Origin of the sequence: Actinomyces polynesiensis (assembly GCF_000820725.1) — a bacterium.
Taxonomy (GTDB): domain Bacteria; phylum Actinomycetota; class Actinomycetes; order Actinomycetales; family Actinomycetaceae; genus Pauljensenia; species Pauljensenia polynesiensis.
This window is the reverse complement of sequence record NZ_CCXH01000102.1, coordinates 1-4,958: the sequence shown is the minus strand read 5'-3', so window position 1 is coordinate 4,958 and position 4,958 is coordinate 1. Positions and strand designations below refer to the sequence as shown.

The 4,958-nt window shown below is 73.1% G+C and carries 5 protein-coding genes and 1 pseudogene; 2 read left to right on the top strand and 4 right to left on the bottom strand.

The genetic code is table 11. The features are described 5' to 3' along the window. A partial coding sequence (locus TA90_RS04535) for a heavy metal translocating P-type ATPase (RefSeq protein ID WP_043534829.1) occupies positions 1–1,367 on the top strand: 1,367 nt, incomplete at its 5' end. Between the two features lie 780 nt (positions 1,368–2,147). Beyond that, the gene (locus tag TA90_RS14940) at positions 2,148–2,414 is read left to right on the top strand and encodes a TfoX/Sxy family DNA transformation protein (RefSeq protein WP_043534828.1); all 267 of its coding nucleotides are present in this window, start codon (positions 2,148–2,150) and stop codon (positions 2,412–2,414) included. 151 nt (positions 2,415–2,565) lie between these two features. On the opposite strand, the gene TA90_RS04525 is transcribed toward TA90_RS14940, so the two are convergent. The 4 genes and pseudogenes from TA90_RS04525 to TA90_RS15745 all read right to left on the bottom strand — a co-directional run. Beyond that, positions 2,566–3,192 carry a DNA-3-methyladenine glycosylase I gene (locus TA90_RS04525; protein WP_043534827.1) on the bottom strand — a complete coding sequence of 209 codons (627 nt, stop codon included), beginning with the start codon at positions 3,190–3,192 and terminating at the stop codon, positions 2,566–2,568. Between the two features lie 95 nt (positions 3,193–3,287). Continuing rightward, on the bottom strand, positions 3,288–4,070 hold the full coding sequence (locus TA90_RS04520; protein WP_043534830.1) for a glycosyltransferase: 783 nt from the start codon (positions 4,068–4,070) through the stop codon (positions 3,288–3,290). Positions 4,071–4,114: 44 nt separating this feature from the next. After that, positions 4,115–4,570 (bottom strand): DUF5926 family protein, encoded by a 456-nt coding sequence (locus tag TA90_RS15750; protein ID WP_269419958.1) that lies wholly within the window; start codon positions 4,568–4,570, stop codon positions 4,115–4,117. 151 nt (positions 4,571–4,721) lie between these two features. Next, positions 4,722–4,874: pseudogene (locus TA90_RS15745) on the bottom strand (DUF5926 family protein); the annotation flags it as partial. Positions 4,875–4,958 lie beyond the last annotated feature (84 nt).

Sequence of the window (4,958 nt, the reverse complement as noted above, 5' to 3'; positions counted from 1 at the left end):
CCGAACCGGCCGCCCGGGCACTCGCCCTCGCCGCCGGGGCCGAGTCCGGCTCCGAGCACCCCCTGGCCCGTGCCGTCGTCGCCGGCGCCACCGCAGCGGGCCTGACGCCCGAGGCGACCACGGCATTCACCAACCACCCCGGCCTCGGTGTCTCCGCCCTGGTCCCGGGCGCGGACGGGACGAGGGACCTCGTCCTCGTGGGACGACCGACGTGGCTGCACGACCTCGGCATCGAGGCGCCTGCCGACCTCGCCTCGGCCGTCGACGACGCCCAGGACACCGGTGCCTCGGTGGTCCTCCTCGCAACCGTTCCGGACTGGCAGGACGCCCTCGGGACCACCCGACCGTCGGCGGGGGCCGACGCCGTTCACAGCGGTGCCGCACCCACAGGGCCACTCCCCGCCGGGTCCGCCGGAGGCGGGACCGACGCGGCTGCCACCGACGCGGAGACAACCGACGAGCGGACGGACGGACCCGCCCTCGTCCACGTCGACATGGACGTCCAGGGCATGACCTGCGCCTCCTGCGTGCGCCGGGTGGAGCGCAAGCTGCAGAAGCTGCCCGGCGTGACGGCAGCCGTCAACCTCGCCACGGAGTCCGCCGCGATCACCCTGGACCGTGACTACTCCGACGCCGAGCTGGAGAAGGTCGTCGACGACGCCGGGTACCACGCCACCGTGCGCGGGCGCTCCGCCGCCTCCCCGGACGGGGCGGGCACCTCCCCCGACGCCCCGGAGGACGGCGCCACCGTGACCGGCCCGACCTCCGCCCGGGTGCTGCCCGCCCGGATCAGCGGTGGCAGCGTCCGGGCCGTCCTCGTCGTGCGCGACACCCTCAAGCCGACCTCGGTCGAGGCGGTCGCCCAACTGCGCGACCTCGGCATCGAGCCGGTGCTCCTGACCGGTGACAACGAGGCCTCCGCACGCCACGTCGCCGACGAGGTCGGCATCACCCGCGTCATCGCCCAGGTCATGCCCGACCAGAAGCGTGACGTGGTGCGCGACCTGCAGGAGAAGGGCCGTGTCGTCGCCATGGTCGGGGACGGTGTCAACGACGCCGCGGCGCTCGCCCAGGCCGGTGTGCGGGGACTCGGCATCGCGATGGGGTCCGGCACGGACGTGGCGATCCAGGTCGCCGACATCACGCTCGTCAACTCCGAGCCGACCGCTGCCGCGACCGCCATCCGCGTCTCGCGGCGCACCCTGCGGGTCATCAAGCAGAACCTGTTCTGGGCTTTCGCCTACAACGTGGCGATGATCCCGCTGGCGGTGGCCGGGCTGCTCAACCCGATGATCGCGGCGGCAGCCATGGCCTTCTCCTCGGTGTTCGTGGTGGTCAACTCCCTGCGCCTGCGCCGGGCGTCCTGAGACCTCGCGGTTGGGACCGCGTGGGGGGCCGGGGGCCGGGGTGCTGGGGGCGGGGTGCTGGGGGCGGGGTCCGGGTCCCGCCCTTTCCGGGGTGGGCACCGTCCTTCTCCTCATGGCGCCGCAGTCCGCGCCGATCCCACGACGCCGCGCTCCTCACCGCACGCTCGTGCCGCCCGAGAAGACCTCGGGCTGAGCCGATCACCCGACCCTTTGGCCCATCTGCAGGGGCGACGGAGACGGCGACAGACAATGTGTCGCCCCACCCTGACCGAGCTCCGGGAGGGTCGCACGTGTGTGCAGGTCACGGCGTTGTGACGCCCTCGTCGCAGGGGAGAGGATCCCACATTGTCTGCCACGCGCCGGTTGAGCCTGGCGCGGGTCGTGTGCGTCGCGCACCCGGCCTGCGTTCTCCGCCCGGCCCGGGGCCTCGTCGCGTCCCTGGCCGCCTCTGCGTCAGCGCCTCCCGAGACCAACGCCGGACGTGACATGCTTGGCAGCGCTCCGCTCGTCGACTCTTCCGACCTGGCGGGACACACTGGTCCACGGGCGATCCGCGGGCCGCTGCCGGAAGGGACGCTCCGAGCGTCACACGCATTGGCCGGCAGCCAAGAGCCAGGAACCGATCATCCGCCCACCCGCCCATCCACCGCGAGCAGAGGAACACACGATGAAGGTCAGTTCCGGGTTCACACAGCTGGGTCGTCGCCTCCCCCGCACGGCCGAGGCGCACATGGGACTCGTCAATGCGAAGGCGGCAGGGTCGGCGCCGGAGGCAGAACGTTGAGCGACCTCACTGGCCTGCCGGAGATCGGCACCGTGACCGCGAGCCAGCTGGTCGCGGTCGGCATCTCGGACGCCGACACCCTGCGTGAGGTCGGCGCCCCGGAAGCCTTCGTCCGGATCCGGGACCAGCTCGATCCCGGCGCGTGCCTCCAGCTGTTCACCGGGCTGGAGTGCGCGGTGCGTGGGATCAGGTCGGGGCAGCTCACACCGCAGGACAGAGCAGAGCTCCGCGCGCGCTTCCGTGCACTGCCGACTCCTCGGTAGGGCCGACGAGACCCGGGACCCGCCCTGCACCCAGATCGGAGCGGACCTCGAGCCAAGAACTGAGCGGTCCTCGAGCCAGGAACAGGGCGGACCTCGACCTCCGAACAGAGCGGACTTCGAGGTCCAAACAGAGCGGACTTCGGCGAGGGGGTCAGGAGGGCCAGACGCCGGAGGTGGCGCGGCGGTGGGACCCGACCAGGTGCGTGTCGACGATCCCGATGGCCTCCATCAGGGCGAATGCCGTCGTCGGCCCCACGAACCGGAACCCGTGGGCCTTGAGGTCACGCGCCAGGGCCACCGACTCCGGGGACCGCGTGGGCACCTCCGCCAGCGTCCGCGGCCGTGGTGTCCCCTCCGGGCGGTGGGACCACACCAGCTCCACCAGACCACCCCCCTCCCGCAACGCCACCGTCGCCCGCGCGTTCACGAGGGTCGCGGTGATCTTCGCGCGGTTGCGCACGATGCGCGCATCCGACATGAGGCGCTCGACATCGGCCTCCCCGAAGGCGGCGACACTCTCGGCGTCGAAGTCGGCGAAGGCCTCCCGGAAGGCAGGTCTCTTGCGCAGGATCGTCACCCAGGACAGACCCGACTGGAATGCCTCCAGACTCAGGCGTTCGAACACCCCGCGCTCGTCGCGCACCGGCATGCCCCACTCGGTGTCGTAGTACTCCCGCAGCAGGGGGTCACTCGCCGCCCACACGGGCCGCGCCAGGCCGTCACTGCCCACGACCAGGCCGGACGCCGCCGTGTCCGGGTCCCCCTGTCCGGGCGTCATGACCTCGCCGGAGTCGACCCGCCCTCGTCCGCGACACCCACCCCACTGGATCCCGCGCCGCGGGCGCCCGGCCCGGGATAGGGACTGCCGACCCTCTAGTGGCGTGCGGCCTCCCGGCGCACGGCTGCGGGCAGGCGGACCCGGCGCAGGCGCCGGTGCAGGATCGCCAGGGCGGTGTCGCGGTACTGGGCGGTGCGGTTGAGGGAGCCGAGCGTGCGGTCGGAGCCGAGGTGGACGAAGGTGCAGGGGACCTCCACCAAGGTGAAGCCGTCCACCAGGAGGTCGATGGTCATGCCGACCTCGATGCCGTACCCGGTGGAGAAGGGGATCGCGGCGTTGAGCGCCTCCCGCGTCAGGCAGCGTTCCTCCGACAGGGGCGCCTGGGGCTCCCACCCGGTCGCCGACCGGATCGAGGAGCGCGCGAAGTTCTCCGCCAGGCTGCGGCCCACGGAGGGATCGGTGGCGGGGGGTGCGGCACAGGCGCAGTCCGCCATACCCGTCATCACGGCCTCGACCAGGGCCGAGGCCTCCACCGCGGACTCGCCGAGGTCGGCGGAGAGGAGCAGGAGCAGGCGGGGCGGCCAGTCGGCCCGGTCACGCATGGCCACCACCTTGACCCCGGTCTCCAGGGCGGAGGCACGTCCCCGGGGCACGGAGTGGCGGACCACGACGGCTCCGGCCAGGCGGGCGTTGCGCCCGGTGTCGTCGTCGGACCCGTCGTCGACGACGACGAGCAGGTCGACCCCGGGGATGGCCCGGCAGGAGCGGACGGTGGAGGCGATGTCGAGCCCGGCGTTGTGGGCGCAGATGATGGCTGCCACCCGCTGCGGGGCGGTGCTGACGCCGCGACGCGCGCCATCGACGCCGGACTGATTCACGCCCCCAAGATTACCGGTCCTTTGCCCGCCGTGCGGGACGCGTCTCAGCGGATGGTGACCTGCCGGGAGACGAGTCCCTCGCGGGCGCGCCGCTCCTCCGGGGTGAGCGCCGAGGTGTCCTCCAGGGCGGACGCCAACGCCTCCGCGAGGGCCTTCGCATCGGACGCGACCTCCTCGGGGCCGACCTCGTCGGACACCTCGAAGACGGGGATCGCGATGCCGCACGCACGGAACGCCCCGACGAACTTCGACCCCTCCCCCATGCGGGCGCGGCCCGCGGCCTGGAGGCGGGCGAGCGCGGTGAACAGCTTCGACTCGTCGACGTCGGTGACGTAGCGGACGAACGTGCGGTTCATGCGGCACCAGTACATCCCGGGCACGCCGGGCACGGCGGCGGTGGGGACGACGTCGGCACGGTTCTGCTCCAGGGCCTGCTCCATCTCGCGGGTGAGCTCGGAGGTCGGGTCGAACCAGTAGCCGAAGTCCTCCCGGATCTCCATCTCCGGGACGACCGTGTCGTCGAGGACGTCCTGGAGGCGGGGGGCGGGGGTCCCGCACGTCGAAGGCGACGGTGCCCTCCCCGCCCTCGTCGGCGCGCGCGAGGGCGGCCAGCAGTGCACCGGCCGCGTCGTGGGAGAGGTCCCCGGAGTGGAAGCGGGTCTGCAGCCCGACGAGGATGCGCCCGTCGGGACGCACCATCGCGGGATGCCCGTCGGGGAGCAGGGTGACGAAGTCGAACTCCACGCCCCCGTGGGCGGCGGCGGTGCGCGCGGTCATGAGGGCGCAGGGGATGATCTCGCGCATCGCGACCAGCTCGACCTCGGCGGCGAGACCCTCGTAGGGGCGGTCCACGAAGGGGATCGGGGCCCGGGGGGCGGCACGGTTGGC